This window comes from Clostridiaceae bacterium HFYG-1003 (assembly GCA_024579835.1).
Lineage (GTDB): Bacteria > Bacillota > Clostridia > Clostridiales > Clostridiaceae > JG1575.
Genome location: CP102060.1, coordinates 2,831,807 through 2,857,720, shown reverse-complemented (window position 1 = coordinate 2,857,720; position 25,914 = coordinate 2,831,807). Strand labels below are relative to the sequence as shown.

Genomic DNA, 25,914 nt, shown 5'->3' with positions numbered 1-25,914 from the left:
ATACATTTTCCGACCGGCAGTCCCGCTTCGCACCGCGGTGGCGCCGCGCATTTTCAACTCCTGCTATCTTTGTATTTTATTCCAGATCTTCCATCATCTGATTCTGCAGCAGACATTGCCGAATGCGTTCCACATAATAATCCAGTGTTTCTCCGGATAAATCCGGCATGGTGGGGTAAACGCCAAACCGTTTGAGATACTCTTCTTCCAGCTGATACAGTTCCTCGTGGAAATCCGACAGGACCGCCTGCACCTGGGACATGGCAAAATGATTCGAATCCATTGGGGGTTCCTCCAGTCATCTAAAAAATCATCGTGTGCAGCAATGACCCTGTGGCATCTTACCGGAAGGGTCCTCTGCACATTTCATTTCTTCCGATTATAATATAAGAGAAGAAAAACCAAAATAGGGAGAACCTGCCCGTGATTAAAATCTACCTCTATGAGACCAATTCAAAAAAAAGTGAGCTGACCCGCTCCGCTCAGGCTGAATATATGAAACGACTGTCCCGAATTGCCGCGGTTCGGTTCCGGAAACCGGAAGCAGCCCCACCGGAAGCCATCTATTTCCACCCCGCAGGCAAGTCCATTGACAGCCCCGGTCTGGCAGAGCTGTTTGCCCGTCAGCTTCAGAGCGCCAGTGAACTCCATCTGGTTCTGGGCGCTCCGCCGGCAGGAAGCCCGCCCGACGTACAGCTGGTATCCCTGCCCCTGTCCCCGGACATCGAGTCGATCCTGATCCTGGAACAGATCTACCGGGCATTCAAGATCAGCAGCGGGGAACCCTACCATAAATAGATCCTCCCTGCGTCATAAATGGCTTTGACCGCAGGCTAGATCCGGGATGATGCAGGGCCATGCCTCTGGGGATGCAGATTATCCGCCTCTCCCGAACTACCTGTGACCTGTAATCTCCCCGGTCGGTAAGAAGGCAGGACGAACAGCAGGCAAAGGAACGGACCGTCATCCGACGATCCGTTCCCCTTTTGTTTTATGATGTGATCCTGGCTGAATGGGTTTTGGGGCTACGGGTTTCAGGGTTTCACTGCATAACCGGCGTGTTGCGAGCCTGGGTTCCTGGTATTTGGACTAATTGCTCAATCGCTTGATTGCCATAGGTTCCGCTCATTCCATCAAAGGAAGCGATGGAGAGCATCCAGCAGGGCGATTCGGAACAGCTGATGGGGATAGGTCAGGCGGGAAAAGGAGATCCGGTGACGGGATTCGGCTTTGAGTGAGGGATCGATGCCGTGGGAACCGCCGATTAAGAGAACCAGATGGGTCTGGCCGGAGGCTTCCAGATCCTGCTTCAGTCCGGAAAAAAACTGGGAACTGGCCGGTTTTCCATCGATATCCAGGCAAATCAGCCGGGCCCGGGGCGGTATTTTCTCGCGGATCCGCTGTGCTTCCGCCTGCAGGGCCTGAGCAATCTGCAGCGGGGAGGCCGTTTCGGGCAGGGCTTCTTCCTTCAGTTCGATGAGGCGGCAGGAGGCAATGCCCGGTTTCTTCGAAAGAAAGCCCAGGAATTGCTCCTGGGCTTTCTTCAGATAATCTTCCTTCAGCGTACCAAGGCAGATCAGATGGAGTTCCATCGGTCAACTAGGCCTCTTCGCCGTTGGCTTTGGCCCCGTGACATTTTTTGTATTTTTTGCCTGAGCCGCACGGACAGGGATCGTTGCGTCCGATTTTGCTGTCATTACGCACGATTTTCGTCTCGTTGTAGGCTCTGCGGATTTCTTTTCTCTTTTCATCGGAGAAAATGCCGTCCCACTGGGGCAGCTTGAAGAGGTACTCCGCTTTGGCATCGAGCATGTTGAAATACAGCTTTTCCAGATCGATGTCGAGCTGAACCTGGCTGTTTTCATCCAGTTCCTCCACCGGAAGGGCCTGTTTCAGGGATTCATTGATTCCATCAAGGAAGCCCATGACAAAGTGGGGCGTGGTATTCATTTCCTTGGCGAATTCACTGATATTGAAGGCAATGGCCTGGTCGTGACGGCCCAGGATGTTGCGGTAGATCCGCTCTTCCACGGAGGAATAATCCTCCCAGAAGGCCTGTTCCCCCTTCGTTTTCACATATTCAACGACCAGATCGGTCCACTCTTTATATAAGCTCATATCCTTGATTCCTTTCATTTGAAGTCATTGGGTCTGCGGGCAATCAGATTCCGGCAGAGCCAACTCAATTTTTACTTTATCAGATTACTGTTTTTTGAAGTCAGCGTCAAGCCGCTACTTGATTTCCGTATATGCGGAAGGCCGGATGCGCGAAGCCAGCTTCAGCTCCATCTCGCCGGTCTCACCAATTTCGATCCCGGCATCCTTCAGGATATTTTCAACGGTTTTAAAGGCCAGTTCCGGCACATTGTTTGTCCCCGAGAGGTGTCCCAGAATGATGCTCCGGCGGCGTCCGTCCAGAAAACTCAGGATGGCGGCAGCCGCGTCTTCATTGGACAGATGTCCCAGCTCCGACAGCACCCGCCGTTTCAGATCGTAGGGATACGGTCCGTACTTGAGCATCTCCACATCGTGGTTGGATTCCAGGAGGATCAGATCCGAATCCTTGATACCTTCCCGGATTTCATTGGTAAATACCCCCATGTCGGTGACGGTGGACAGGATTCGTCCGGCCCGGTCCTCAATGGTAAAGCCGATGCAGGAAGCCGCGTCATGCGGTACGCGAAATGTCCTTACATTAAGATCATCAATGGAGGCTTCTCCATTGATGATCCGTTTATTATGCACGGCGATCTTGCCCAGGGAACGCTCCATGGCGGCCCAGGTCTTTTCGTTGGCGTAAATCGGAATGTTGAACTTTCTGGACATAACTCCGGCGCCGCAGATGTGGTCTGAATGCTCGTGACTGATCAGGATCGCCTTCACCTGAGCCGGGTCTTCCCCAATGGAATCCATGGCGCTCAGGAGGGCTTTCCCCGTCAGGCCCGCATCCACCAGAATGCTGGTATCCTGGCTGGAGACGAACAGAGAGTTTCCGGAAGAACCGGAAAACAGGGAACAAAATTTCATTATTCTTCAACCCTTATAATGTCGGCTCCCAGGGCTTTGAACTTCTCCTCAATGTGAGGGTAGCCCCGATCTATGTGCTCAATGTCGTAGACTTCCGTCGTCCCCTGAGCCATCAGGCCGGCAATGACCAGAGCCGCTCCGGCTCTGAGATCGGTAGCCCGGACTTTGGCGCCTTGCAGGGAGGGCACGCCGATGATGGTGGCGATCCGGTCTGAGAACACTGCCAGCGCCCCCATTTTGTTCAGTTCATCCAAATGCATGAAGCGATTCTCGTAAATGCTCTCATTGACAGTGGATTTCCCCTGGGCGATGGTCATGACTGCTGTCATGGGCTGCTGCACATCCGTCGGAAAGCCGGGATACGGCAGCGTTTTTACGTTGCAGGCTTTCAGGCGCTTATCCGAACGCACGACGATGCTGTCATCAAACTCCTCGATCTGCGCCCCCATTTCGATGAGCTTGGCGCTGATGGATTCCAGATGTTTGGGGATCACGTTGGCGATTTCCACTTCTCCGCCGCAGCCGGCCGCTGCCAGCATATAGGTGGACGCTTCAATCTGATCGGGAATGACCGAATAGGTGCAGCCCTTGAGCTCGCGGACCCCGTTGATGCGGATGACGTCCGTTCCGGCCCCTTTGATGTCGGCTCCCATGGTATTGAGGAAGTTGGCCAGATCGACCACATGGGGTTCCCGGGCGGCATTTTCCAGAATGGTCTGTCCATCCGCCATGGCCGCTGCCAGCATCACATTGATGGTGGCGCCGACGGTGACCACGTCAAAGAAAACGTGAGCCCCTTTGAGATGTTCCGCGGAGGAAATGGTGGCGCCGTCTTCGATGGCGACGGTGGCGCCCAGGGATTCAAATCCCTTGATATGCTGATCAATGGGCCGCTCGCCGATGGGACAGCCGCCCTGAAGATCAACGGTAGCCTGGCCGAATCGGCCGAGGAGAGCGCCGATGAGGTAATAGGAACCGCGCATGGAACGGACTTCTTCCGTTCGGGCATCGGTTCGGTGAACCTGCGTCGGATCGATGGTGAGGGTCTTGCCATCCCTCTGCACCTGACATCCGAGGTGTTCCAGTATTTTAATATAGGAATTGACGTCTGCAATATCCGGCACATTCTCCAGAACACAGACACCGGAGGACATCAGGACACCCGGCAGGATGGCTACCGCGGCATTCTTTGCGCCGTTGATCTCCACTCTGCCCTGCAGTCTTTTTCCGCCGTTTATCACAAATTTTTTCATTTCATCACCTGTATCCAATCCTGATCCATGCTCTTCGCTTTGAATCGATTATTTATTATATCAAATTTAAAGAAACTATGTGTAACGAAGGGGTTTCACATCTGGAATATCCGTTCATAATTCGCCCGAAATAAGCGGCTTCCCGAAAATATTCTTAATAATTACGTTGCCTTTGATTGCTCTTGTCCATCCTGGATAGAACTTGAAGCAGGCTGTGCTCCCTGTGATATACTATGATATATAGAAACTTTGATACCGCGGGCAACTTCCCTCGGGAAAGGAAACGGCAATGCGCTATTATCTGGTGGCTGTCCTGGACAAAAATTCCAATAAAGAACTGGAATCGATCCAGCGGCCCTTACATAAAAAAGGCAAAAACTTCAAAAAATCACCCTACATTTCCATTCCCATCGACTCCATTGAGGATCCGGATCTCCGTCTGCTGGAGAATACGCTCAAGGACCTGTTGAAGCCCTACCGGTATTTCCACGTCAATATTACCGGAAAGTACATCAACCTGGCGGATGAAAAGATCACCGGCCTGCCAGTCAGCAATTTCGGTTACCTGAAAAAGATACAACGCCACCTCAATGAGTACATGCGGCTGCATGGCTTTAAGGTCGCCAAAGAGCGGGAAGACGAACAGGATTTCATTCTGTCCATGTCTCAGGAACGGATTCCCAAGGAACTCGAAAACTCCGCCAACTTATTCAGCGATCCGGACAATACCCGCAAGTTCCTGGTCGATCGCCTGGAACTGTGGAAGTCCCTGAATGCCAAGAAAGAATCCATCGTTTTCTCGATCCCCCTGAAAAACCCCAATATTATCAGCTGAATTTCCCATTAAGATTAATTTTTCACTCCCGGAAAATTTTTCTTTTTTGAAATCATTTACTGAACTTTTCAAAAAAACTTTTTGATACTATGATTAAATATAGTGGATAAAAACAACTTGAAAGGCGGCATTGAAATTGCAACTCAGGGAACTCTTTGCTGTTCAGAAGCAACTAAATGAACGGATCGTGCAGGAACACGGGCTGGACCCGGCCTCACTGAAAAACAAAAAATATCTGGCTCTGCTGACGGAACTGGGTGAACTCGCCAACGAGACCCGTTGTTTCAAATACTGGAGCACAAAACCCCCATCCCATCGCGACAAGATTCTGGAAGAATATGTGGACTGCCTCCACTTCATTCTGACCATCGGGCTGGATCATGGCTTTGAGGAAGTAGAACCGGACGATTCGGTGGAAACCACCGATCTGACCTCCCACTTCATTGACCTGTTCCTGGCAGTCAACGAACTGGTCTCCTTTTCTTCCATGAATTCCTTCGAGGTCCTGCTGGAGGACTTCTTTGCCCTGGGACGCACCCTGGGCTTTACCCTCGAGGACATCCGCGAAGCCTACCTGGCCAAGAATCAAATCAATCATCAGCGGCAGGACAATCACTACTAAGAAACGGCTCCGGCCGTTTTTTTGTTTCCCCTTCAATGCTATAATAAAAGTAAGAAGCACACTCAAGGAGTAATTAATCAATGGGCAATATCACCATCGGGGGTATCCAGCAAATGACCTGGATCCCATCTTACATCATAAAGGAATTACTGCGGGAAACTCCGGGGGATGACTTCAAAGTCCTGACTGCGCTGTTCCACATTGCGCAGGAGGGCGGTTCGCTGGACACGGAGCAGCTGGCCGGACTGTGCGGACTGACGGTGATCGATGTCATTTCAGCCTGTGAGTACTGGAATCAGCGCGGCGTACTGACGATTCGGCAGATGGACTCCTCCGGCAGCCTGGACCTGGTCATCAACAGCCAGAGCCATCGGACGGATGAGACGGGACAGATCGAGGCGGCGGCAGTCGATACCCAGGAACACCTGGGCGACCCGGCCTTCCGCGAACTGGTCAGCGCGCTGGAAATGGTCATGGGCAAGCCCATGTCGCCGTCCCTGCTGCGCTTTGTCATGGAACTCAAGGACTCCTATCATTTCGATGATGAAGTCATCATGCTGCTGTTCAGCTCCTGCCGCGGAAAAGAAAACCTCAATTACCTGGAAAAGGTAGCGCTGTCCTGGCGCAGGCAGTTCGTTCAGACCGGAGAGGAAGCACACCAGGTCATTCGCCGCTACGAAGACCGCTGGCAGAATTACCGCGAACTGTTCAAGTACATGGGCATGGACCCCTCGGTCATTTCCGAGCCGCAGCAGGAACAGATGGACCGCTGGTTTGAAGATTACGGATTCGACCTGGTACTGATCAAGCATGCCGCCCAGCGCTGCATCAATCAGCTCGGGCGAGCCGACCTCAATTATATAGAAGGGATCCTCAAGCGCTGGAAAGCCGACGGGATCCAGACCGTGGCCGATGCCATCAAGAAGGACAAACCGCCCAAGGGCGGACGCAAAGGACCTCACCCCAAGGATGTCACTTCGTTCAACAACTACGAACAGCGCAACGTGGATTATGATTCTCTGGAAAAGAAGCTGTTAGGCTGGGAGGGTGATGATGAATAATCTCCATTCGAAAGTGATGGCCCGTTACGAGGCCATTCGAAAAGAAGAAGAGACCAGACAGAAGGAACGCAAGGCGGAAATCTATCAGCGGATTCCCCTCATTGCCGAGCTGGAAACGCAGATGTCGCTCAATTCCCTGAATGTTGCCAGGGTTCACCTGCGGGATCAGGACAATGCCGACCGCGAGATTGCCCGGCTGAAAGAGGAAAACCTGAACCTGCGGCAGAACAAGATGGAACTGCTGGTCAGCAACGGCTACCCCATGGACTATATGGATCTGAAGCATCATTGCCGCAAATGCAATGACTCGGGGTTCTTCCAGGGCAGGAAATGCACCTGCTACAACAATCTGCTGGCGGAAATTGTCTATGAGGAATCGGACTTTCATGAGATGCTCAATGACAATTCCTTCGAAACCTTCGACGAATCGCTTTTTGATGCCACAACGGTACATGCCGGCTCAAACAAGACGGCGCGGCAGCAGATGCGGGAAAACCTCGAGATCGCCAGAACCTATGTCCGGGATTTCCCGATCCATCTGGACAACCTGTATTTTTACGGTCCATCCGGCACGGGCAAAACGTTTCTGGCCACCAGCATCGCCAAGGCCCTGCTGCAGGAAGGACAGGTCGTCGTTTATCGGACGGCATCTCAGCTGATGGAAGACATCAAGGACATTAAGTTCCGGGACAACAAGGAACTCGAACAGCTCCTGACCGATTCGGACCTGCTCATCCTGGATGATCTGGGCACCGAAATGGTGACGGACCTGGCCAAAACCGAAGTGTTCAACCTGATCAACCTGAGGCTGCTCCATAAAAAGAAAATGCTCATTTCTTCGAATCTTTCCCTGGGAAGCATTCGGGACAAGTACTCGGAACGGCTGTCCTCACGGATCGCCGGCGAATTTATTCTGGTCGCCTTCTTTGGGGACGATTTGCGCAACGCCAAAGGCCAGCGCAAGATTCTGCGCTTTCGGCGCCGGATGAAATAATGCGGGAGGTATGGCGAATGGATCAGACAACCCTTTTTACCAGACAGCATGAAAATGCCCTGCGCATCCTGGATCAGGAAGGCGTATTCCGGATGAAGCCGGAGTGGATTCGCCAGAAATACGGCGATATCTCGGCTTATTTCATGAAAAACTATGACTGGCTGTCCCAGGCTTCCGCCCGGCGCATCCCCCGTCCGCCTGGGGTTACCTACCCCATCTGGTGTTCCGTGGATGAAGGGTATATGCTGCGCGAGACACCCGGAGAAATCGTTCTGAAGCTGAGCATTCCCACTTCACAGATCATCTATTTTGACTCCGCCCGCTGGGATCTCATCTTGAACCATATGTATGTCCCGGCCGATCCGGAAGATGAAGCCGCCTTCTACCGGGAGCTGAAACTGCGGGGAATCAGAAATCCCTTCACCCTGCTGGATGATCCGGTGTCGCGCTTCCACCCGGACCTGGTACGCCGCATTCACGATTCCTGGGAGCGCGTCTTTGAAATCAAGGAATGGAACAAGTTCCTGGTCCAGGCCAATATCTGGGAATTCAATACCTCACACATCGTGGAGGTCCGAACGTAATCCGGTCTGATCCCTGACTGGGGTTAAAAGGTGCCCGCTCGTCGATCCTCGTCATCAGAGAAGACTGCTGTATGATTCAGCAGTCTTTTTTTCTGTGGCGGCAACTTCTCCAGAGTCTGAAGTTTTTCCAAGGTCTGCCAGGCAGACTCTGGAGTCTGCCTGCTTGCTCCGGATGACCGAAGGACTATAGTCGCGTCAGTATATTGACCGATGAAACCCGGCGCTCCTGGCAGGCATAAACGACACCGGTGATCTTTACTCACCCACGCCAAAAACTGCAGAGCCAAATTGTAGAGCCAAAAAAATACTGCACCTGTTGAAAGACAAAGTAAAAAGCTGTCCTTTACAGAACAGCTTTCGTTAATGGCGACCCAGAAGGGACTCGAACCCTCGACCTCCGGCGTGACAGGCCGGCACTCTAACCAACTGAGCCACTGGGCCGTATTATGGTGGGAACAATAGGGATCGAACCTATGACCCTCTGCTTGTAAGGCAGATGCTCTCCCAGCTGAGCTATGCTCCCAAAATACGAATAAGATATTGAATTAAGAAAAATGGTGACCCCTAGGAGAATCGAACTCCTGTTACCACCGTGAAAGGGTGGTGTCTTAACCGCTTGACCAAGGGGCCATATGTGGCGACCCAGAAGGGACTCGAACCCTCGACCTCCGGCGTGACAGGCCGGCACTCTAACCAACTGAGCCACTGGGCCGTATTATGGTGGGAACAATAGGGATCGAACCTATGACCCTCTGCTTGTAAGGCAGATGCTCTCCCAGCTGAGCTATGCTCCCAAAATACGAATAACGTATTCAATTAAGATAGTGGTGACCCCTAGGAGAATCGAACTCCTGTTACCACCGTGAAAGGGTGGTGTCTTAACCGCTTGACCAAGGGGCCATATTTGATCTTCATCGAGCAATTCCGGGAATTATGAACACCCCCAAAACGCTGACATAGACTATAATAACCTAACCCGCCGGAAGGTGTCAACAGTTTTTTTTCGGAAAAGCGGATTTTTTATCCGGCTGCTGGTTCCGCTTCCATCCGTGGACTCATTATATCAGTCAGGGACGCCGGGTGCAAACCGGAATCGGGGAAAGCTCCTGTGAAATTTTTCAACTTATCCCAGCTTCGATTATCCCCGCAATCCAATCAGGAGATCCGGGATGGATTTCCCGGCTGGTGCGTGCGGCAATCAGCGTCTGGCGCCCGGAAACAATCCAGGCGCCAGACCTGAAGTCAGACTTACCCGTCTGCCCTGGCGGCTTTCTGCAGCTCCACCAGGACACAGCTTTCCAGATACTCCATGTCATGGGCGGCGCAGTAAGCGCGGATTTCTTCGCTTCGGGCACCTGGCTGCGCCAGGACGCGGGGGATGCCGATCTTTTGGGCTTCCTGAACAATTTCGAGGCCTGCCGCTGGATTGACGACCAGATCCAGGACATCAATGGTGAAGGGGATTTCCGTCAGATGACGATACACCCCCGAGCCTTCCTCGGCCTTGGGGTGATAACCCACTGCCAGGTAATCATTCTGCTGCAGCGCCTGCAAAATTTTGTAGGCGTACTTTTCTTCATTGGTGACATTGCCACAGACCACCCAGTTTTTGTGGTTCATAAACTCATGAGCTGCCATTGAATTCTCCTTTTCTTGCTATAATAACTTTATCGGGCAGGCCGGTTCTTTCCGGTCAGTGGACCCGATGGGCACCGATTGCCCATTGAACTATAAAAGCATGGTATCACACAGAAACCAACCAATCATCACCAAATAAACAATAAATTGTTAAGGAATTGCGCCATGAAACACTACGAGGTTCTCATCGTCGGCGGCGGAGCCGCCGGCTGTATCGCTGCCCTGAGCCTGAAAGAGGCCGGGGTGGATGCTGCCATTGCGGAAGGGTCCGACCGCCTGTTGAAGAAACTGCTGGTCACAGGCAACGGCCGCTGCAACATTACCAATCAGAAACTGATTGAGCCCGAGAATGCGTCCGCAGTCTCGCCCTATTTCACCTGCCATGATCCCTCGTTCGGCTTTGATCCGCTGCTGGTCTACGACGCCGGGCGGATCATCGGGTTGTTCAGGGAGCTGGGGCTGCCCCTGACGACGCTGGAGGAAGGCAAGATGTACCCCAAATCCCTCCAGGCCTCTTCGGTATCGGACTTGATCCGGCTTCGTCTGGAAGAACTGGGCGTCCCGGTCTGGCTGAACTTTCGGGTGAAAAGCATCTCCCGGTCGAACCATGGATTCTCGGTGGTGACACCGACCGAGTCATTCACCGCCAGGTCTGTGCTGATTGCCACCGGCGGCCAGGCCATGCCAGCCACCGGGTCGGACGGCTCGGGCTATAAGCTGGCCCGCAGTCTGGGTCATACGGTGATTCCCCCCCTGCCGGCTCTGGTTCAGCTTAAGACCGACTTCCCACAGGCCCGGGCTCTGGCCGGGGTCAAAACAGAATGCCGTCTGGACCTGTGGACCGAGGGTCGGCTGGCGGCGGCCGAATCCGGTGAGCTCCTGTTCACGGAATACGGAGTATCCGGTCCCCCCATCCTTCAGCTCTCCCGGTTTGCCTCGGATGCCCTGGCAAAGGGACAGGAAGTCATTCTGGCCATCAACCTCTTTCCGGAACTGTCGGCCGAAAAAGTCCGAGAACTGATTGAGCATCAGCGCCAGCTGTTCCCGCACCGGGAAGCCCAAACGCTGTTCAACGGCATTTTGCACAAGAAGCTCATTCCGGTGCTGCTGCGTCTGGCCGGGCTCGACAAAATGAACCGGTCGGCCCGGGAGGTTGACCAGGCGGTATACGACGCCCTGACCGGCCTCCTGACGGACTGGCGGATGAGAGTATCCGATACCAACGGATTTGCCAACAGCCAGAGCACCCTGGGCGGAGTGGATCTGCGTGAGGTCCATCCCGCTTCTCTCTCCTCCAAAAAGGTTTCCGGCCTCTATTTCGCCGGTGAAATCCTGGATGTCTGCGGAGCCTGCGGCGGCTATAACCTGCAGTGGGCCTGGTCCTCCGCCCTGGCCGCCGCCAGCGCCATCCGCCGGGACCTGGGCAAATAAGGAGCCCCCTGACAGGAGACTCCTTAGCGAGGGATGAACCGCCCAATCGTCCCTCCAGCAGATTGTTCCGATGAAACCCTGGATTGAACCGCTGGATGGGCCTGCTGGAATGATGATCTGCCGCTTTGGCATCTTAGGTTCTCAGAACAGCGGCAAAGTCATAGTCGGTATAATCACCCAGAGATACATCCTTGTCACTCCAGCCCAGCTCAATCAGGGTGAGCAGGTTGTCCTCACTGTCCCAGATTTCATGATAGGAAATGGTTCCCTCCAGGCGGACTTTCGAACGAACGATGCCGCCGGGGGCCTTTTCTTTCTTGTAGACCACATTGATGGTACTGGGGTATTTCCCTTCCAGCCAGGCTGGATCCATCGCATGGATGGTTTCTGTGGCCCAGCGGGCATAGATGGCATTATTGACATGCTGGTTGGAATCAACGTCGGAGTATAAAACGGGAATCTCCAGTTCAAATGGAAACTCCACGCTTCTTTTGCGAAGGGGCGCCACATCAACCCCCAGGATCCGGTCGCGGATGGATTCGGATACCTCCCCCTGCTGGATGATCTCACTGACCGGTTCAGGAATCCGGCCGATCCGGCGCTTGTTCATGTCAACCGCCACCCACTGGGATACCGCCCGGGCCACTTCATTGCCCTGAAGATCCTTCACCAGGAAATAGCGGTAGCAGTACATATCTTTTTTCAATACGGCCACCGTGTGAACCGTTAATTTCCGGGCATACTGCTTGGGTCGAAGAACTTCAATCTTCCACTGATAAAGAATCCAGGCCATATCCCATTCCATCATGTACCCGGGACGAAGCTTCATCCCCAGGACCTCATGATGGGTGGAGACAGTACCGAACATCTGCATCAGCGCTTCCGCCTTCAGGTCGTGGAAGCGGTCCACATCGCGAAAGTCGACAATATAATCCATGGTATAGTATTGCAAATTGATCACCTCTTGTTCCTCTCATTATACACCCTCCGGTTTTCCCTGACCTCCGGTAACTTTACACCAACCGTCCCGGTCCGATGATTGGGGACTGGCCTTTCCTGAAAAATGGTAAATAAAAAGCTGAGCCGCTCCCCGTCAACGGACGGGTAAGCAGCTCAGCTTTTATTCCGGGTCTAGCGTTCGATAGTCTCATCCCGGCCGGGACCGACCGAGATGGTTTTCACCGGAACACCGGTCACTTCTTCGATGCAGGTGAGGTAGTCGATTATTTCAGCGGGCAGATCCCTGGCATCCCGGATCTGCGCGACGGATTCATCCCAGCCCTTGAAGTCGCGGTAAACCGGTTGGCATTGAGCCAGATCCTTCAGGGAAGCCGGAACATAGTCGATGATCGTGCCGTTGAACTCATATCCGGTGCAGACCCGGATGGGGTCAATGCCGGCCATGGTATCCAGCTTGGTGACGACAAAGGAGGTAAGTCCCGAGACTCTGGCCGAGGTTTTGAGGATGACCAGGTCCAGCCAGCCGCAGCGGCGGGAGCGTCCGGTCACTGTTCCGAACTCATGGCCCACCTGGCGGATGTGCTCACCGATCTCATTATCCAGTTCGGTGGGGAACGGTCCTTTTCCGACCCGGGTGGTATAGGCTTTGGCTACACCGACCACTTCCCGGATGCGATTAGGTCCGATGCCCGCGCCGGCAGCGACGCCGCCGGCTGTCGTATTGCTGGACGTAACATAGGGATAGGTGCCGTAATCGATGTCCAGCAGCATTCCCTGGGCGCCTTCAAACAGGACGTTCTTTCCCGCGTGGATCGCCTGATCGATGAGGACAGAAGTATCCTTGACAAAGGGTCTGAGCCGTTCGGCATATTCCAGATACTGCTGCTCCATAGCTGCCGCGTCCATGGCCTCGCCGTTGAGGACCAGGGTGATGTAGCGGTTTTTTTCCTCGAGATTTCGGTTCAGCTTTTCGGAGAACGTATCCCGGTCCATCAGATCGCACATCCGAATGCCGGAGCGTTCGTACTTATCGGTGTAGCAGGGGCCGATTCCTTTTTTGGTGGTGCCGATGTCCTGGCTGCCGCGGGCCAGTTCCTTCAGCCGGTCCAGTTCGATGTGGTAAGGCAGGATCAGATTGACCCGGTCAGAGATTGCCAGTACCTCGGGAGTAACCAGGATTCCGGCCTGAGCCAGGGTATCAGCTTCCCGGAAGAAGGCTGCCGGATCAAACGCAACTCCGTTGCCGATGACGTTCATGCGGCCTCCGTAAATGATTCCGGAAGGAATCAGCTGAAGCTTGTACTGTTTTCCGTCCACCTCGATGGTGTGGCCGGCGTTGTTCCCGCCCTGGAAACGAACAATCAGGTCCGAGCCTTCGGCCAGATAATCCGTCACTTTGCCCTTGCCTTCATCGCCCCATTGGGCTCCTACGACTACTTTTGTATTCATACGAACATCTCCTTGTTCTTGTCATCGAATCGTACGCCTTATTGCGAACACTTGTTTTTTTACACGCATTATTATACGCCCGACACATCGATCCGTATAGCTGTTTCCAAAAAATTTTCAGGGATTGGCTCACTTTTGTGAAACATTACCAAATCCGAATCATCGAAGCGGGGAAAAGATCAGAAATCCGATAAGCAAACGTTCTCACAAATGATATAATCAGAGAAAGAGGAGGTTGTACCGATGAGCATCCCGAATATCATTTCCATTTTCCGGATCCTTCTGATCCCCCTGTTCATATATACATTCGTGACGGGAACCGGAGACGGGCGGATTATCTACCCGATCATCATCTTTATCATATCAGGAATCTCCGATGTTCTGGACGGATACATCGCAAGGACCTACCATATGGAAACCAAGCTGGGCGCAGTCCTGGATCCCCTGGCGGATAAACTCATGCTGATCACGGCCCTGATCTGTTTTGCGGTCTATGACTACATTCCCTACTGGATTGTCATACTGGTCGCGCTGAAGGAACTGTTCATGATCGGCGGAGGAATTATTGCCTATCAGCGAGGCATCGTCAACCGGGCCAATGCCTGGGGAAAAATGGCGACCTTCCTGTTCCATATCTCCATTGTGATGTTCCTGGTCTCCAAAACCCTGGCGTTCTTGCTGCTGATTGTCTCCATCGTCATCTCGTTTTCTGCCCTGTTCACCTATGTGCGGCTCACCCTGGAAAAGAAGAAAAAAATGGATGGACCCGCCTGATTCCAGGCAGAATCCTCAAAGACCGGCGAAACAACTGAAGTTTGTTTCGCCGGTCTCTTGTTTTTGTCAGGCTTCCCGATCGGTCCTGTCCGATGATGCATTTTCCTGCGCTTCCACAAAAGCCTGGGCTTTATCCAGCAGCCGGCGATTCGAGTCAAAGGTCAGACGCTGCCTGGCCGCCTCATAGGGCAAAAAGACATAATCACTGACTTCCTCGGCCTGAAGTTCCACCCGCCCGCTGCCCGGGGCTCCGAGGAAGTAGACCACTTCCTTGGGGATCCGGCCGCGAATCAGGTAGTTTACTGTTTCCCGGAATCCCGGCCAGATGGCAGCCGTGAGGCCGGTTTCTTCCAGTACTTCCCGCAGAGCGGTTTCTTCTTCCGTCTCTCCTGCCTCCACGTGGCCCTTGGGAAAATCCCAATGCCCGGCCAGATGACGGATGATCAGATATTCCTTGTTGTCATTGCGCAGGATGATCCCGCATGATTTTTCCGGTTTTTTCATAGCTAAGCTCCGTGGATGGTATCGGCGATGCCGAATTTACTGAATTTACCGATCCAGGCCAGATCAACGGTTCCGACAGGACCGTTACGCTGCTTGGCGATAATGCATTCCGCCGTTCCCGGCTTTTCCGTATCCTTATTATAATACTCGTCCCGATACAGGAACATGACAAGATCGGCGTCCTGCTCGATGGATCCGGACTCACGCAAGTCAGACAGCATGGGGCGGTGATCCTGACGCTGTTCCGGAGCCCGGGACAGCTGAGACAGGGTGAGCACGGGCACCTCCAGTTCCTTGGCCAGAACCTTGATCGAACGGGAAATCTCGGAGACTTCCTGCTGGCGATTCTCGCCCTTGCCCGTCATCAGCTGCAGGTAGTCAATGACGATGAGGTCCAGGCCATGTTCCAGCTTGAGCCGTCTGGCCTTGCTCTTCATCTCCATGACCGAGATGCCGGCCGTGTCATCGATGAAGATTTTAGCCTTGGACAGCGGTCCGGTGGCCCGGGCAATATTGTCCCAGTCGGTCTCATCCAGGTCGCCCAGACGCATCTTGTTCATGTCAACGCCGGCCTCTGAGCACAGCAGCTTATAGGACAGCTGATCCGTACTCATTTCCAGACTGAAAATCGCCACGGATTTTCCTTCCCGCAGAGCGGCATGTTCGGCCAGATTCAGGGCGAACGTGGTTTTTCCCATGGAGGGGCGGGCAGCGATCAGAACCATGTCCCCCTTCTGGAAACCGGCCGTCATTTCATCCAGCCGGGGGAAGGGGCTGCGGATTCCGGTAAACTGACCCTTGTTGATGTACATGTTCTCAATGTTGATCAGGCCGCGTTCCACGGCCTGATTCATCGGCACAAAGTCCTTTGCCTGACGCTTTTCCGAAATCTGGAAAATCCGGCGCTCCGCATCTTCCAGCACCATTTCGGGCTCATCCTGCTTGTCGTAGGAATCCCGCTGAATCTCATCGGCGGCCTTGATCAGGCGGCGCAGCAGCGACTTCTCCGCCACCGAATCCATGTACGAGTCCAGCAGCGCTGAACTGTATTCCAATGCAGCCAGGCGCGACAGATAGGCCAGACCTCCGACTTTTTCCAGCTGACCCTTGGAATGAAGATAATCCTGGAGCAGGACGATATCAAAGGGGGTATCCCTGCCGAACAGCTCCACGGCGGCGTCAAAGATCAGACGGTGGGAATCCTGATAGAAGTCCTCCGAGGTCAGGCGCTCAAATACTTTGGGTATATTCTTTTCATCGTAGAACATGATGGCCAATATGCTCTGTTCTGCCTGAACATTGGCCGGCATGGTCCGTATGATGTTGTTTTCCATTGTTTACTCCTTGTTGTACATCAGATCCCGGACTTCCTCGATGGAGGCGCAGGGACACACCGTAATTCCAGTCAGGCCGGACGGGACTTCTTTTGCATTGTCGGATGGGATGATGACGCGTTGAATTCCTTTGCGGATTGCGCCGTAGATCTTTTCATGAATTCCGCCGACGGGCTTGAGCCGTCCGCCCAATGAAATTTCGCCGGTGATGGCCGTATCCTGCCGGACCGGCCGGTTTTCGATGGCACTGAGCAGCGCCAGAGTGATGGCCGCTCCGGCGGAGGGTCCGTCGATGTTCGCCCCGCCGACCACATTGACATGGATATCATAGTCCATCATAGCCCGGCCGGTCACTTTGCGAATGACCGAGGCGGCATTGAAGACGGAGTCCTTTGCCATGGAACCGGCCGTTTCATTGAACCGGATGGTGCCCTTGCCCTTTTCTCTGGCTTCATAAGCCATGGCCTCAATCTCCACGGTGGAACCGATGAAGCCGGATACCGCCAGGCCGTAGGCATGGCCGATCTCCCAGCCGGATACATTGTCCAGCATCTCATAGGCTGTTATCCGGGAGGTTCCGATGGCCTCCTTGACCTGTTCCAGGGAAATGGTGATTCCCTTCAGGCTGGTCTTGCGGTACACAGCCAGGCTGTAGGCGTCAGACAGGATGTTGATGGCTTTGCGCCCTTCGATGGTATGGCGGGCGATCAGCTCGGCAACCCCCGGTTCCAGGCTGGCTTTCAGCTTCCGCGCGGCATCGGTCACGATCTGATGGATATGGTCCGGGGTCAGCGGCTCGAAGAACACCGCGGTGCAGCGGGATTTCAGAGCCGGGCTGATGTCCTGGGGCTCCCGGGTGGTTGCTCCGATCAAGGTGAAATCCGCCGGCGCGCCTTTATCAAAGAGATAGCGGATGTACTGGGGTACATTCTCATCATCGGGGTCATAATAGGACGAGGAAAATTCCACCCGCTTGTCCTCCAGCACTTTCAGCAGCTTGTTCTGCAGGATGGTGTCGAGCTCCCCGATTTCATCAATAAACAGAATGCCGCCATGCGCGTCGGTGACCAGGCCGGTCTTCGGTTCCGGAATGCCGGTGTCCGCCAGGTCTCGCTTGGAACCTTGGTAGATCGGATCGTGGACCGACCCCAGCAGGGGGTTCGCGATTTCGCGGGGGTCCCAGCGCAGGGTGGTTCCGTCGACTTCGACAAAACGTGCTTTCTCCCCGTAGGGCGTGAATTTCAGCTTTTTGGCCTCTTCCAGGGCAATCCGGGCCGCTGTGGTTTTGCCGACGCCGGGAGGTCCGTACAGGATGATGTGCTGGGGATAGGGCGAGGCGATCTTGGAGATCAGTGATCGGATGGCCCGTTCCTGGCCGATGATTTCGTTGAACTCCTGAGGACGGAGCTGGTTGAGAATATTGCGGGACAGATGAATCTGATCCAGATCCACCAGATCCTGATACTTCTTTCTGGTTTTTGAGTTTTCCGGTCCCTTCTCCTTGCGGATGACATTCATCCGCATTTCCTCGATGTATTCGTCCTGGCGGTCGATCAGCGCTTCCTGCACCTTTTCCTCGATCCGGTTCTGGACGAAATTCCGGGCAATCTGTTCTGAAATCAGACGGAAAGTCGACTCCATCACCTGATTCAGATCCTGCGCGGCCGGAATCTGTGCGAGATTTCCTTGGGCGATCACCCGGTTGAGTGCCCGGGCTTTCTTCAGGGCATCCGGTGAATTGATGTCCTTGCTCAGCTTCAGCCGCTTGATGCGCTGGGTTACTTCTTTCGTCCCCAGGATGTTATGTATGATTTCTTCCTGGATTTTTAATTGTGTTGTCAGATCATCCGGTCGATCCATTATAAAATCAGAATCATTCAATCGATCCATAGTTTCCTCCTGTGGGGGCTAAAAAAGATTCGGTAATCTTTATTATAGCATCTCCCTCTGATATTACACGGTCCAAATCAGCCCTTGCGTCGGGATTCCACCAGCGAGATCCGGGGGCAAACTCCGCCATGATTTTCTTATCTTAATGATCTCAAACAGAACAGGACAGGCGCTGCCAGTTCGGTGGCGTTGCCTGTCCTGTTTCAATCTGGGTCTTGGCCTGCGGCCGGATCCGATCTGGTTCGCCGGAATGATTACTCCGCTTCAACCAGAACTTTGAGCTTGCCCGTCACTTCAGGGTAAAGCTTGATCTCGGCCTCGTACAGACCGGTCCCCTTGATGGTGTCCAGCATGATTTTTTTCTTGTCAATGTCATAGCCGAGCTGATTTTTGATCTCGCCGGCCAGGTCCTTGGAGGTGATGGCTCCGAAGAGACGTCCGCCTTCGCCGGTCTTGACCTTGATCCGGATCTGCTTTTCCTTGAGCTCGGCCGCCAGGGCATGAGCTTTTTCCAGGTCCTTCTGCTTTTGCTTGCGTTCGGCATCCTGCTTGGCCTGCGCTGTATTGAGATTTCCCGTGGTGGCTTCCTGAGCCAGCTTCTTCGGGAACAGGAAATTTCTGGCATAGCCGTCGCTGGCGTTGACTATTTCACCTTTCTTACCGACGTTCTTGACGTCCTGTAGCAGTATCACTTTCATCGTCTTCTTCCTCCCTGATGGTGGTATTCAAAATTTTCTTGATGTTATCCTTGACTTCCTCGGCGGTGGCATCCTTGACCCGGGCACCTGACATCGTCATGTGTCCGCCGCCGCCGAATTTCTCCATGATGACCTGAACATTGACTGTGCCGTTGCTGCGGGCTGAAATCACCACATCCGGGCCATCCTGAGCCAGAACAAAGGAGGTGGTGATCCCCTTCAGATTCAGGAACTCATCGGCTGCCTGAGCGGCAATCAGGGGATCCTTGATCCCGGCCGGACAGACCGCGATGGCAACACCCTTTTCTACCTCGCCGGTCTTGACGATGGCAGCCTTGAGCAAATACAGTTCCTTATCATAGGACAACAGGTTGCGGATGTCAAGGGTGTTGGCTCCGGCCTTGCGCAGGAACGAAGCCGCTTCAAAGGTCCGGGAGCCGGTTTTGTAAATGAAGTACTTGGTATCGACCATGATGCCCGACAGCAGGGCATCGGCTTCCACTTTGAGCAGATGGGGCTTCTCCACGATGTACTGGATCAGTTCCGTCACCAGTTCGGAGGTGGAGGAGGCATAGGTCTCGATGTAACTCAGAGTGGCTCCGGTAATGGCATCGGGTGCCCGCCGGTGATGGTCAATGACCACCTTGTTGATGCCGGCCGTGGCCACCTGACGGTTCAGGACATACCCCAGGGAATGAACGTCCACTACGATCAGCAGATCGTTGGGTTTCAGTTCGCTCAGGACGGCGTCCGAAGGCAGGAACACATCGGCATAGGACTCTTCCGCCTTGATCAGCTGAAGAATGTCAGCGACATTGCGGTAAGGCTCGTCCATCAGAATGAAGGCCGGCTTGCCCAGCGACCGGGCAATGGCCGTGATGCCCACCGCGGCTCCCAGGCAGTCCAGATCGGGATTGGCATGGCCCATGATGAAGATGCTGCCGCTCTCATTGATCAGATCACGCAGCGCGTGGGCGATGACACGGGAACGAACCCGGGATTTCTTTTCCACTTCACGGGAGTTTCCGCCGAAGAAGGTCAGCTTTTCTCCCCGCTTGATGACCGCCTGATCGCCGCCCCGGCCCAGTGCCAGTTCCTTGGCCTGTTCTGCCGCCAGTCCGTCCGTCATCAGATAGTCGTTGTCATAGGAGACGCCGATGGACAGAGTCGGTTCAATGGTATTGCCCAGGTTGATGGACTTGATCTGATCCAGGATGGGGAATTTCTTTTTCACTTCATCCCGGAATATTTCATAGGGAGCCATCAGGATGCTTTTGCTGTTGGAGTAGCGCTTCATGAATCCCTTCAGCTGAGTGGCATAATCCAGAAGCTGCTTTTCGATGGCGGCGGAGATCAGCGGCCGGCGCGATTCCGGCGCGGAGTTGAGAACCTCGCTGAGATTGTCGACCTCCACCAGCATGGTGATGATCTTGCGATCCTCCGCCCGTTTCACTTCGGTGACGTCGATGAGAAACAGAAAGAGCAGATCCTCCTCAAATTCGCCGTGGGCGGCGGTATACTTCACCGGCGTGATTTTATAGACCCTGTTCTGGAAATTCAGGAATTCCGGTACTTCCCCTTTCCAGAGCTTTTCCGGATCCAGATCAAGTACTTCATCAATATCACGGATGGTGTCCTTGGCAGCGATTTCTCTGAATTTTCGGTTATACCAGCTGATCTGGCCATCCCGGGTAAAGGAGACCAGGGGAAATTCCATCTTCTCCACGGCTTCCACCATGGAAGGTTTCAGCTTCCGGATGGAATCATTGGTGAACTTGTCCCACTCCTTGCGCTTGAACAGATGAAGCTGGTTCAACAGGGCAAAGATCAGGAGCAGCAGCAGGGCGATGACTCCCGCTGCCAGAAACTGGCGCAGATACACCAGCCACAGGATGGCTGCCGCGTTCACAACGATGTAGAGAACCTGTTCCCGCTTGAAACGAGAGTATTTGTCCATGTGCTATTCCCCTTTCCCAGCCCTTGCCGTCAACTGATAGGTCATCCAGCGCCACAGGCTGTGGCCCGAGGCATTCCGGAAGTCCAGCACCGAATCGATAATCGCTGCCAGGATCATCCATTCCCCTGGCAAATAGAACAGAGCCAGAAGCGTCAATAACATTTTAGGAAAGCGCCGGCGCATCCGAAAGTTCACGGACAGACTCCACCAGATGAAGGTCAGTGAGCCGGTCATCCCAAGAAAGAGGGTGACGCCATAGCCGGTATTGAAGAGGAGACTGCCCCAGCGCGGGCTGGAGGCAGCCATCAGGTATCCGCCCATCGCCAGAGAGATGAACCCCATCAGGAGGACGGGGTGGATCCGCAGCATGGCAAACCACGGGACGGACTGCCTGACCGGGAGTGCGGACGGGAGATAGCGGCGGGCAAAGCGCAGCGTCAGATAGCCCCCGATCAGAGACCAGCAGATCAGCAGGGTTGGAATCAGGTCCTGGACCAGTTCCGGAGTCACCGACGCTTTCAGCTGTTCAATCAGCTGCTGCTGGGCCAATGGGATTTCGTAGCCCGAGGCCGCCAGAGCGTTGGTCAGTTCGTTCCGGACATTCTCTGCCACGGATGAGGTTACCCGGAGGATATCCGATCCGCTGATCAGGTAGATGCTGACAAAGGCATTCAGCAACAGTCCGATCAATAACGCCAGGGAAGCTGCCAGGATGGACCACCGCCAGCTCAGCTGGCGCTGCCAGATCAGGTAGACTGCCCCCAGCATGATCAGAACCGGAACCATCAGGGCAAAGCCACTGCTGATTCCCCCCAGCACCAGATACGGCAGGGCGGACGCCAGGGCAGCTGCCAGAAAGCCGCTGCGGCCGGTCTGATGGAGCACATGCAGCAGCAGCACCGGCAGGATGACCGGGGCGATGCTGAACGCCAGCGGACTCATTACCGTCACACTATTCAGGATTAGGAAGAACAGGAAGGTACTCAGGGGATCCCTCAGCCATACCGGTCTTCTGTTTTGATTATTCATGCTATTCCTTCTTTACCTATCACCAGAGGTGATTCATTTGGATCAGAGTGATTCTATTTGATCAGAATGATTTTCGATCAGAATGATTCATTTTTGATCAGAGTGACCCATTATGCTTTATTTTATCGGGTCAGGCCCGCTTATGCAAACAGGGCGCCCAAAGAGAACAGAAACGGACTGTTTCCGGCGAATCACCGGCAACAGTCCGCTGGATTTCTAGATCTGCCATTCTCCATCGGCCAGAAGCACGACACGGGTTCCGTCGGCCTTGACGCCGGTAACCGTAACATCCTTGCCTCCCACCATGAAATCATAGTGGATCAGAGAGTCGTTCATGCCTTCCTTCTGCTTTTCCTCATCGGTCAGGTTTTCCCCGTTTTCGATATTTTCGGAATAGGCAGCTCCCACGGCAAAGTGGCAGGAAGCATTTTCGTCAAACAGGGTGTTCTGGAACAGAATTCCGGTATTGGATATCGGAGAGTTATGAGCCACCAGGGCAACTTCCCCCAGGCGCCGCGATCCCTCATCCGAATCGAGGATCTTTTCAAAGACAGCCTGCTCTTTGTCCGCCCGGAATTCTGTAATCACTCCGTCCTTGAAAACAAATGTCAGTCCTTCCACCAGTTTTCCCATGACGGCCAGAGGCATCGTCGCGCGCAGCGTTCCGTTGACTCTTGCCCGGTCAGGCATGGTAAAGACTTCCTCGGTCGGAATATTGGCGAAGAAGCGATCGCCCTTTTGGGAGTAGCCGGATCCGCCTTTCCAGATATGCTTTCCTGCCAGGTAAACTTCCAGATCGGTTCCGGGTCCCTGATAGAGCAGCTTTTCGAAATGGGCTTCATTCAGGTAATCCTCATGCAGCTTCAGCTGCCGGTCATGTTCTTCCCAGGCGGCTACCGGATCATCCAGGTCCACTCGGGTTGCCATGAAGATATTCTTCCACAGCTTTTCCATGGCCGCATCCGGTTCAAGTCCCGGGAATACGGAAGAAGCCCAGGTCGGATTGGGCACCGCAACGATGCACCACTTGATGAAATTGCTCATGCTGTATTCCATGACTTTCTTCGTCTTCAGATCTTTGGCTTTCTGAGCCGCGGTAATCCGGTCGGAATCAATGCTCTTGAGCAGAGCCGGATTGGCGGCGTGAATCACCAGGCGATGGTAGTTGTGTTCGGCCTGTTCTTCCAGGTAACGCGCCTTGAAGTCCGGGAAATAGGTCACATCTTTGGCTTTTCTGTAATAGGACAGCTGATGTTCCTCATCCGTGAAGTTCAGGATGACATCCCCCACTCCCAGCTCATAGGCCTTGTCAGCCACCAGCCGGGCCAGTTCCAGGCCCCAGATGTTGAAGCTGATCTGCAGGTTGTCCCCTTCCTTCAGGTTCAGACCGATCCTGGTGATCAGGTCTGCGTACTTGGTCAGGTTATGTTTTAAATCCATAATAATCCTCCCCATTTGGATCTTGGCGGGCATACCCGCACTCTTCTATTATATATCACCGGAGCAGGTCTCCGGAAACCGACTTGCAGTTGGGTTTTGATATTTCCGGGTCCGGTTCGATCTTGCTCTGCTTCATCTGGCCTTCTCCCGGTCAGTCCGGTAATGCGCCAGGATGATTCCGGTGATCCGCTGGCCTTCCTGCGGCAGTGAAAAGGCTCCGTCATTCATGGCCCAGTCAAAGGTATGTCCCCGAATCGAACGGATCAGCAGGTTGGTGATTTCTAGAGGATCCCCTGACAGAAAGCCTTGTTCCACAGCCTGTTCGACACATTCAGCCAATATGCTGCGCATGATGTTTCGCAGGGGTGAAGAATCCTTGATTTCCAGCTGATTGCGCAAAAACACGCTGCGATAGGCGGGGCCATTGGCAATAATCGCTTCCAGGTATTTTTCAATCACGCGTTCAATGGTGATCAGGGGCGTGGTATCCAATGATTTCAGATATTGCCGCAGCTCTTTTTCGAAATGCAGGTAGCTTTCATTGAACAAATGCCCCTTGCTGGGAAAGTAATGATAAAACACACCCACACTGACGCCGGCTTGCTCACAGATATCGGCGATTTTGACTTCGTCATACGGACGCCGCTTGAATAGCTCAACGGCGCTTCGATAAATTTTTTGCCGGGTGTCCCATGCCTGTTTCTGGCGGCTGGTCCGCTGTTCTTCCATCAGGTACTCCATTTCAACCTGGGCCTTGCCCGATTGGTCCTCCGACATCCGGCCAGGTTCTGACACGGCCTAAGACAAATTCAGGCCGCAGTTACAGTTTCTATTAATAATCTACCAAACTTTCCGGCAGATTCATATCTTGATCAGGGTCCATCCGTTCCGAATCCTCCTGATGTTCTCTCAGCCGAAGTCGTCACGGCCGACCTGAATTTGCTGAAATGATGAAAAATCATGACTTCAACATAAATATTCATAATGAAATCCCCCCCGATCTTAAAACAATTGACTGAATGTTCTCTCTTACTATAAAATCGATTCAACGAGTCAATTCACTGAATTGATTCAATTAATCTGTGCCGCCACCTGAGTCAGTGGGGCGAGGAGGAACTATGAGCATTTATGAACAGGCAACCGCCCTGGCAGAGGATATCATCCGCGACAGGCGCAAAATTCACAGCCAGCCGGAATTAGGCTTTGAGACCGTTCAGACGGCAGCCTATGTCATGGAGCGATTGAAAGAAATGGGCTATGAGCCAACTCAGATCTCGCGGAATTCCGTTGTTGCGACCGTTGGTCAGGGCGGCAAAACCATCCTGTTGCGGGCAGATATGGACGCGCTGCCAATGACCGAACTGACCGGGCTGGACTTTGCTTCGACCAACGGAAACAGTCATTCCTGCGGACACGATGCTCATACCGCCATGCTGCTGGGAGCGGCCAGGCTCCTGAAGGATCAGGAAAGCTCGCTGAAGGGAACAGTCAAGCTGATGTTCCAGCCGGCGGAGGAGCTTCTGACTGGGGCTAAGGAAATGATCGATGCCGGCGTATTGAAGAATCCTGATGTGGACTGCGCCATGATGTGCCATGTCAACAGCACCGCTCCCAGGGGAGTTTACATTGGCAGCGGCCCGGGTACAACCGCCAGCTACAACTTCCGCATCACGGTCAAAGGCAAAGGCTGCCACGGCGCCATGCCGGAAACCGGAGTGGATCCGGTATTGACCGGAGCACACATTCTGATCGGTCTGCAGGAAATCCTCTCCCGGGAAGTATCCTTCCCCAAAGGAGCGGTTCTGACCATGGGGCATTTCAAGGCCGGCAGCGCACCCAACATTATTCCCGGGGAAGCCATCCTGGAAGGCACCATGCGGACCTTCGACTCTGAAACTCATGCCTACGTCATGACCCGGATCAGTGAGATCGCAGCCCAGATTGCCCGCACCTACCGCTGCGAAGCAACGGTGGAAGGCCTGTCGGCAGTCCCTGTTTCGCTGAACGATCCTCAGTTCACCTCGGATGTCATCCGCTATATTGAAGAGATTCGCGGCAATGAGTTTGAAGTTTATCCGGCAGTGCCGGCCACTGGTTCAGAAGATTTCGCCTGGATCAGTCAGGAAGTACCGTCGTGCATGTTCTCCTTGTCGGCTCCGGTTGAAGGCTCGGAGATCCTGTATCCCCTGCATCACCCCAAAATGGTGCTGGACGAGTCGGCATTTCCCATCGGCAGCGCCATTTTTGCAAAATGCGCCATTCAATGGCTGGAGGAACACAGCCAGGAGGCCTAAGGCCGGATCTCAGGATCGGTTTTCAGGCTCTGCTGCCTGAAGAAGCATACCTGAAAAAATCAATAAGCCACTCCCTCCCCCTTCTGCTTTACTGCATCGGGCGTACTCAGGGAATTCATTCAGCCAGACGGCCACCGCAT

25 protein-coding genes and 6 tRNA genes are annotated in these 25,914 nt (G+C 53.8%); 9 read left to right on the top strand and 22 right to left on the bottom strand.

Annotated elements, in window-relative coordinates; translation table 11 throughout:
• Positions 1-76: 76 nt before the first annotated feature.
• Positions 77-283: a hypothetical protein gene (locus NQU17_12795; GenBank protein ID UUM11510.1), complete on the bottom strand. Its 207-nt coding sequence runs from the start codon at positions 281-283 to the stop codon at positions 77-79.
• Positions 284-423: 140 nt separating this feature from the next.
• Here NQU17_12795 and NQU17_12790 point away from each other — a divergent pair, with 140 nt between their 5' ends.
• Positions 424-798 (top strand): 23S rRNA (pseudouridine(1915)-N(3))-methyltransferase RlmH, encoded by a 375-nt coding sequence (locus NQU17_12790; protein UUM11509.1) that lies wholly within the window; start codon positions 424-426, stop codon positions 796-798.
• 335 nt (positions 799-1,133) lie between these two features.
• Here NQU17_12790 and NQU17_12785 read toward each other — a convergent pair whose 3' ends face one another.
• From NQU17_12785 to NQU17_12770, 4 genes are all read right to left on the bottom strand, one after another.
• Positions 1,134-1,592, bottom strand: a complete 459-nt coding sequence (locus NQU17_12785) for a 23S rRNA (pseudouridine(1915)-N(3))-methyltransferase RlmH (protein ID UUM11508.1) — start codon at positions 1,590-1,592, stop codon at positions 1,134-1,136.
• A gap of 7 nt (positions 1,593-1,599) precedes the next feature.
• Positions 1,600-2,118: an SEC-C metal-binding domain-containing protein gene (locus NQU17_12780; GenBank protein UUM13516.1), complete on the bottom strand. Its 519-nt coding sequence runs from the start codon at positions 2,116-2,118 to the stop codon at positions 1,600-1,602.
• A 114-nt stretch (positions 2,119-2,232) separates the two neighbouring features.
• Positions 2,233-3,027: an MBL fold metallo-hydrolase gene (locus NQU17_12775; GenBank protein ID UUM11507.1), complete on the bottom strand. Its 795-nt coding sequence runs from the start codon at positions 3,025-3,027 to the stop codon at positions 2,233-2,235.
• Positions 3,027-4,280, bottom strand: coding sequence for a UDP-N-acetylglucosamine 1-carboxyvinyltransferase (locus tag NQU17_12770; GenBank protein ID UUM11506.1), 1,254 nt, complete (start codon positions 4,278-4,280; stop codon positions 3,027-3,029). The genes NQU17_12775 and NQU17_12770 overlap by 1 nt, the downstream gene beginning before the upstream one ends.
• 289 nt (positions 4,281-4,569) lie before the next feature.
• On the opposite strand from NQU17_12770, the gene NQU17_12765 reads away from it, so the two are divergent.
• The 5 genes from NQU17_12765 to NQU17_12745 all read left to right on the top strand — a co-directional run bounded on the left by NQU17_12765 (position 4,570) and on the right by NQU17_12745 (position 8,376).
• On the top strand, positions 4,570-5,115 hold the full coding sequence (locus NQU17_12765; protein ID UUM11505.1) for a hypothetical protein: 546 nt from the start codon (positions 4,570-4,572) through the stop codon (positions 5,113-5,115).
• A gap of 136 nt (positions 5,116-5,251) precedes the next feature.
• Positions 5,252-5,737 (top strand): dUTP diphosphatase, encoded by a 486-nt coding sequence (locus NQU17_12760; GenBank protein ID UUM11504.1) that lies wholly within the window; start codon positions 5,252-5,254, stop codon positions 5,735-5,737.
• 80 nt (positions 5,738-5,817) lie between these two features.
• Entirely contained in the window at positions 5,818-6,798 is a 981-nt protein-coding gene (locus NQU17_12755; protein ID UUM11503.1) for a DnaD domain protein, read from the top strand.
• Entirely contained in the window at positions 6,791-7,792 is a 1,002-nt protein-coding gene (locus NQU17_12750) for an ATP-binding protein (GenBank protein ID UUM11502.1), read from the top strand. The genes NQU17_12755 and NQU17_12750 overlap by 8 nt, the downstream gene beginning before the upstream one ends.
• A 17-nt stretch (positions 7,793-7,809) precedes the next feature.
• Positions 7,810-8,376: a DUF3841 domain-containing protein gene (locus NQU17_12745; protein UUM11501.1), complete on the top strand. Its 567-nt coding sequence runs from the start codon at positions 7,810-7,812 to the stop codon at positions 8,374-8,376.
• Positions 8,377-8,740: 364 nt separating this feature from the next.
• Here NQU17_12745 and NQU17_12740 read toward each other — a convergent pair.
• From NQU17_12740 to NQU17_12710, 7 genes are all read right to left on the bottom strand, one after another.
• A tRNA-Asp gene (locus NQU17_12740) sits at positions 8,741-8,817 on the bottom strand.
• A gap of 6 nt (positions 8,818-8,823) precedes the next feature.
• A tRNA-Val gene (locus NQU17_12735) sits at positions 8,824-8,899 on the bottom strand.
• 32 nt (positions 8,900-8,931) lie between these two features.
• Positions 8,932-9,006 (bottom strand) — tRNA-Glu (locus NQU17_12730).
• A gap of 5 nt (positions 9,007-9,011) precedes the next feature.
• Positions 9,012-9,088, bottom strand: a tRNA-Asp gene (locus tag NQU17_12725).
• Between the two features lie 6 nt (positions 9,089-9,094).
• Positions 9,095-9,170: transfer RNA gene (locus NQU17_12720), tRNA-Val, on the bottom strand.
• 31 nt (positions 9,171-9,201) lie between these two features.
• Positions 9,202-9,276, bottom strand: a tRNA-Glu gene (locus NQU17_12715).
• A 348-nt stretch (positions 9,277-9,624) separates the two neighbouring features.
• Positions 9,625-9,996 carry a CoA-binding protein gene (locus NQU17_12710; protein ID UUM11500.1) on the bottom strand — a complete coding sequence of 124 codons (372 nt, stop codon included), beginning with the start codon at positions 9,994-9,996 and terminating at the stop codon, positions 9,625-9,627.
• A gap of 183 nt (positions 9,997-10,179) precedes the next feature.
• On the opposite strand from NQU17_12710, the gene NQU17_12705 reads away from it, so the two are divergent.
• Positions 10,180-11,445 (top strand): aminoacetone oxidase family FAD-binding enzyme, encoded by a 1,266-nt coding sequence (locus NQU17_12705; protein ID UUM11499.1) that lies wholly within the window; start codon positions 10,180-10,182, stop codon positions 11,443-11,445.
• A gap of 133 nt (positions 11,446-11,578) precedes the next feature.
• On the opposite strand, the gene NQU17_12700 is transcribed toward NQU17_12705, so the two are convergent.
• Both NQU17_12700 and NQU17_12695 read right to left on the bottom strand, forming a co-directional pair.
• Positions 11,579-12,406, bottom strand: coding sequence for a thioesterase (locus NQU17_12700; GenBank protein UUM11498.1), 828 nt, complete (start codon positions 12,404-12,406; stop codon positions 11,579-11,581).
• Between the two features lie 170 nt (positions 12,407-12,576).
• Positions 12,577-13,854: an adenylosuccinate synthase gene (locus NQU17_12695; protein ID UUM11497.1), complete on the bottom strand. Its 1,278-nt coding sequence runs from the start codon at positions 13,852-13,854 to the stop codon at positions 12,577-12,579.
• A gap of 243 nt (positions 13,855-14,097) precedes the next feature.
• Between NQU17_12695 and pgsA the strand changes: the two genes are divergently transcribed.
• Positions 14,098-14,628: a CDP-diacylglycerol--glycerol-3-phosphate 3-phosphatidyltransferase gene (pgsA, locus tag NQU17_12690; protein ID UUM11496.1), complete on the top strand. Its 531-nt coding sequence runs from the start codon at positions 14,098-14,100 to the stop codon at positions 14,626-14,628.
• Between the two features lie 66 nt (positions 14,629-14,694).
• Here pgsA and NQU17_12685 read toward each other — a convergent pair whose 3' ends face one another.
• From NQU17_12685 to NQU17_12650, 8 genes are all read right to left on the bottom strand, one after another.
• Entirely contained in the window at positions 14,695-15,132 is a 438-nt protein-coding gene (locus NQU17_12685) for an NUDIX domain-containing protein (GenBank protein UUM11495.1), read from the bottom strand.
• 2 nt (positions 15,133-15,134) lie between these two features.
• Positions 15,135-16,466, bottom strand: coding sequence for a replicative DNA helicase (dnaB, locus tag NQU17_12680; protein ID UUM11494.1), 1,332 nt, complete (start codon positions 16,464-16,466; stop codon positions 15,135-15,137).
• A gap of 3 nt (positions 16,467-16,469) precedes the next feature.
• The gene (lonC, locus tag NQU17_12675; GenBank protein ID UUM11493.1) at positions 16,470-18,356 is read right to left on the bottom strand and encodes a Lon family ATP-dependent protease; all 1,887 of its coding nucleotides are present in this window, start codon (positions 18,354-18,356) and stop codon (positions 16,470-16,472) included.
• A 254-nt stretch (positions 18,357-18,610) separates the two neighbouring features.
• Positions 18,611-19,054, bottom strand: coding sequence for a 50S ribosomal protein L9 (rplI, locus tag NQU17_12670; protein UUM11492.1), 444 nt, complete (start codon positions 19,052-19,054; stop codon positions 18,611-18,613).
• Positions 19,014-21,011 carry a DHH family phosphoesterase gene (locus NQU17_12665; GenBank protein UUM11491.1) on the bottom strand — a complete coding sequence of 666 codons (1,998 nt, stop codon included), beginning with the start codon at positions 21,009-21,011 and terminating at the stop codon, positions 19,014-19,016. The genes rplI and NQU17_12665 overlap by 41 nt, the downstream gene beginning before the upstream one ends.
• A 3-nt stretch (positions 21,012-21,014) precedes the next feature.
• On the bottom strand, positions 21,015-22,040 hold the full coding sequence (locus NQU17_12660; GenBank protein UUM11490.1) for a DUF2232 domain-containing protein: 1,026 nt from the start codon (positions 22,038-22,040) through the stop codon (positions 21,015-21,017).
• A gap of 216 nt (positions 22,041-22,256) precedes the next feature.
• On the bottom strand, positions 22,257-23,480 hold the full coding sequence (locus NQU17_12655) for an aminopeptidase (GenBank protein UUM11489.1): 1,224 nt from the start codon (positions 23,478-23,480) through the stop codon (positions 22,257-22,259).
• A 132-nt stretch (positions 23,481-23,612) separates the two neighbouring features.
• Positions 23,613-24,257: a TetR/AcrR family transcriptional regulator gene (locus NQU17_12650; GenBank protein ID UUM11488.1), complete on the bottom strand. Its 645-nt coding sequence runs from the start codon at positions 24,255-24,257 to the stop codon at positions 23,613-23,615.
• 341 nt (positions 24,258-24,598) lie between these two features.
• Here NQU17_12650 and NQU17_12645 point away from each other — a divergent pair, with 341 nt between their 5' ends.
• Positions 24,599-25,774, top strand: coding sequence for a M20 family metallopeptidase (locus tag NQU17_12645; GenBank protein UUM11487.1), 1,176 nt, complete (start codon positions 24,599-24,601; stop codon positions 25,772-25,774).
• Positions 25,775-25,914: the final 140 nt, after the last annotated feature.